3 protein-coding genes, 1 tRNA gene and 1 pseudogene are annotated in these 3,548 nt (G+C 67.0%); 2 read left to right on the forward strand and 3 right to left on the reverse strand.

Annotated elements, in window-relative coordinates; translation table 11 throughout:
- The 3 genes and pseudogenes from AC1DOC_RS24735 to AC1DOC_RS24745 all read right to left on the reverse strand — a co-directional run.
- Positions 1 to 215: pseudogene (locus AC1DOC_RS24735) on the reverse strand (IS3 family transposase); the annotation flags it as partial.
- A 230-nt stretch (positions 216 to 445) separates the two neighbouring features.
- Positions 446 to 520 (reverse strand) — tRNA-Arg (locus AC1DOC_RS24740).
- Positions 521 to 563: 43 nt separating this feature from the next.
- Entirely contained in the window at positions 564 to 1,244 is a 681-nt protein-coding gene (locus AC1DOC_RS24745) for a TetR family transcriptional regulator (RefSeq protein WP_015867590.1), read from the reverse strand.
- A gap of 176 nt (positions 1,245 to 1,420) precedes the next feature.
- Here AC1DOC_RS24745 and AC1DOC_RS24750 point away from each other — a divergent pair, with 176 nt between their 5' ends.
- Together AC1DOC_RS24750 and AC1DOC_RS24755 are read left to right on the forward strand one after the other, a co-directional pair.
- Positions 1,421 to 2,695, forward strand: coding sequence for an efflux RND transporter periplasmic adaptor subunit (locus tag AC1DOC_RS24750; RefSeq protein WP_015867591.1), 1,275 nt, complete (start codon positions 1,421 to 1,423; stop codon positions 2,693 to 2,695).
- A 16-nt stretch (positions 2,696 to 2,711) separates the two neighbouring features.
- On the forward strand, positions 2,712 to 3,548 hold an 837-nt coding region (locus tag AC1DOC_RS24755), incomplete at its 3' end, for an efflux RND transporter permease subunit (protein WP_478130689.1).

Genomic DNA, 3,548 nt, shown 5'->3' on the forward strand with positions numbered 1-3,548 from the left:
CCGATACACGGCGGCCAACCCGGCAAGAGAAAGTAGGCGCCGCGATCTGAGTGACGATGGCCGGGTGTCGCGGTCGGCTGCCGTCTCGATGGCTGCATCCAGGATCGTATCAACCAACGAGCATCTGGATGCGCTCCGATAGACCAGCTGAAGACCGGGCCTTCGAAGCAGTCGATGATCGGCGACAGGTACGCCTTGCCGGACGGGATCTGCAACTCGGCGATGTCGGTCAGCCACTTTTCGTTCGAAACCGCCGCCTGCGATTGATGAGATCCTCAGGTGCCGGACTGATCTCTCCCAGATAGGAGCCGTATCGGCGCGGCGCGGCTTGGCTTGGCTTGGCTTGGCTTGGAGGACGATCAGGCTCTCTTGCTTGTGGACAAGAATTCCCCAGACGAGAAAACAAAAAAGCCGGACACCTTTTGAAAGTGTCCGGCTTCATATCTGGTCCCGCCGCCAGGAATCGAACCTGGATCTCAGCCTTCGGAGGGCCGAATTCTATCCGTTGAAATACAGCGAGGAATCTGGGCTCCGGCAGAACCGGAGCCTCGCATTATCGCCCATCAGGCGGCGATTTCTTCTTCACCTGCTTCGTTTCCGATGCCCGCCGGGGAGTTCCGCACAAAGCCCAGGCCGGCCAGGTAGACGCGGAAGGTGCGGCGGCCGGTGGGCACCAGGTCGAAGGCGGTGGGGTCGAGCAGCCAGTTCTGGATGAGCCCGCTGATCAGCGCGTGCAGGCCCTGGGCGGCGGCGGGGCCGGGCACGGGCAGCTTGATGCGGTCCCGCCGCGCGGCCAGGCGCAGGGCTTTTTCGAAATCGCCCACGCAGGCGTTGCGGGCGTCCAGGTGGCGCTGCTGCACCGAGGCCATGTCGTGGGTGTATTCGACCTTGTGGGTGGCCACGTCGAACACGCGGCGCACCTGGGGGTCGGTGGTCATGAGGGTGAGGGCGTGCACCATGCCCTCTTCTATCTCGGCCAACGGGTCGTCGTCGGGGCCCGCGGCTGCGGCGGCAGCGCGGGGGCCGGCCTCCAGCGGGAGGATGACGCGTTCCATCATGGCGTTGAAGAGGGCGGCCTTGTCCTTGAAGTGCCAATAGATGGCGCCGCGCGTGGCCCCGGCCTGCTGCGCAATCTGCTGCAGCGAGGTCTGCGAGACGCCTTGCGCCTGAAACAGCAGCTCCGCGGCATCGAGCAAGCGATTCCGCGTGGCCAGTGCCTCTTCCTTCGTACGACGTGCCACCAAGTCTCCCAATTTGTAAAGCCAAGCCCTTTCCCAGGCGTAGGGCCATTCGACACTGTCACTATACATCCATGAATGTATGTAAACTAGCGGGCTTCCCCGATGGCCCGGCTGTTTATGCTGGCTTTCTGTTCGCTTCGCGAACGCGCCATCTCCCGTCTTTGCTTCAAAGGATTCGCATGCCTCTCCTGCATGTTTCGCGTCAATCGTCGTTCTCGCCGCGCCTCGCGATCGTGGCCGCTGCTGTGGTGTTGGCGCTCGCGGCCTGTTCCAAGGGCGATGCGCCGGCCGGCCCGGGTGGCGGTGCCGGCGGCGGCGGTGCCCGCCCTGCCCCTGAGGTGGGCGTGGTGGTTGCCGCGCCCACCGACGTGGGCCTGGTGACCGAACTGCCGGGCCGGCTCGAAGCCTCGCGCGTGGCGCAGGTTCGCGCCCGCGCCTCGGGCATCCTGCTGAAGCGCGAGTTCCGCGAAGGCAGCGACGTGAAGGCCGGCCAGCTGCTGTTCCGCATCGACCCGGCACCGCTGGTGGCCGCCGCGCAAAACGCGCAGGCCACGCTGGCCCGTGCCGAAGCCAACGCGGTGCAGGCCAAGGCACTGGCCGACCGCTACAAGCCGCTGGTCGAGGCCAACGCGGTGAGCAAGCAGGAATACGCGACGGCCGTGGCTTCGCAAAAGACGGCCGAGGCCGACGTGGCCGCGGGCCGCGCCGCAGTGCAGACGGCCAAGATCAACCTGGGCTATGCCGACGTGACTTCGCCCATTGCCGGCCGCATCGGCCGCGCGCTGGTGACCGAAGGCGCGCTGGTGGGCCAGGGCGACGCGACCGAACTGGCCGTGGTGCAGCAGATTAACCCGATGTACGTGAACTTCACGCAGTCGGCGTCCGACGTGCTGAAGCTGCGCCGCGCACTGGCCGCCGGCCAGTACAAGCGCGCGAGCGGCGAAGAAGCCGCCAGCGTGAACGTGGTGCTGGAAGACGGCACCGACTACGCCCTGCCCGGCAAGCTGCTGTTCTCCGACCTGACGGTGGATTCGACCACCGGCCAGGTCACGCTGCGCGCCGAGGTGCCCAACCCGAAGGGCGAGCTGCTGCCCGGCCTGTACGTGCGCGTGCGGCTGGAGCAGGCGCAGGCCACCAACGCGATCACGATTCCCCAGCAGGCGGTCACGCGCACGCAGCAGGGCGACACGGTGTCGGTGGTGAGCGCCGACGGCAAGATCAGCCAGCGCACGGTGAAGATCAGCGCCGCCAAGGACAACCAGTGGGTGGTGCTCGATGGCCTGAAGGCGGGCGAGCAGGTGATGGTCGACGGCTTCCAGAAGCTGCAGATGATGCCGCCCGGCACGCCGGTGAAGGCGGTGCCATGGAAGAAGCCGGACCCGAGTGCGGCTCCGGCGCCTGCGGCACCCGCTCCTGGTGCCGCCCCCGCGGCCGCACCGGCCGAGAAGAAGTAATCAGGAGCGCGCCCGCATGGCCAAATTCTTTATCGACCGACCGATCTTCGCCTGGGTGATCGCGCTGTTCATCCTGGTGGGCGGCAGTGTCGCCATTACCCAGCTGCCGATCTCGCAGTACCCGCCGGTGGCTCCGCCGGCCATCGTGATCAACGTTGCCTACCCGGGCGCCTCGGCCCAGACGCTGGAGGACAGCGTGCTGTCCGTGATCGAGCGCGAGATGAACGGCTCGCCAGGCCTGATCTACATGGAATCGGTGGCCCAGGCCGACGGCACGGGCACCATCACCATCAGCTTCGAGGCGGGCACCAACCCCGACCTCGCGCAGGTGGACGTGCAGAACCGGCTCTCCCGCGCCACGCCGCGCCTGCCGGCCGCGGTCACGCAGCAGGGTGTGCGCGTGGACAAGTCGCGCAACAACTTCCTGATGTTCGTGATGCTGTCCTCGGACAACCCGAACTTCGACCCGGTGGCGCTCGGCGACTATGYCGCGCGCAACGTGGTGCCCGAACTGCAGCGCGTGGTCGGCGTGGGCCAGGCCCAGCTGTTCGGCTCCGAGAACGCGATGCGCATCTGGATCGATCCGAACAAGCTGCAGGGCTACAACCTGTCGGCCACGGACGTGAACAACGCGATCCGCGCGCAGAACGCGCAGGTGTCCTCGGGCACCATCGGCGACCTGCCCAACATCCCCGGCCAGGCCATTGCGGCCACGGTGGTGGTGAACGGCCAGCTGGCCAACGTCGACCAGTTCAAGGACATCGTGCTGCGCGCCAACACCGACGGCTCGACCGTGCGGCTGAAGGACGTGGCGCGGGTGGAGCTGGGCGGCCAGTCGTATGCCACCTCGGCG

Source organism: Variovorax sp. 01T439_2 (genome assembly GCF_056398445.1).

Bases quoted from the DNA above. Each gene is read 5' to 3' on its own strand.
- AC1DOC_RS24750 (WP_015867591.1), top strand. From the start codon at position 1,421: ATGCCTCTCCTGCATGTTTCGCGTCAATCGTCGTTCTCGCCGCGCCTC.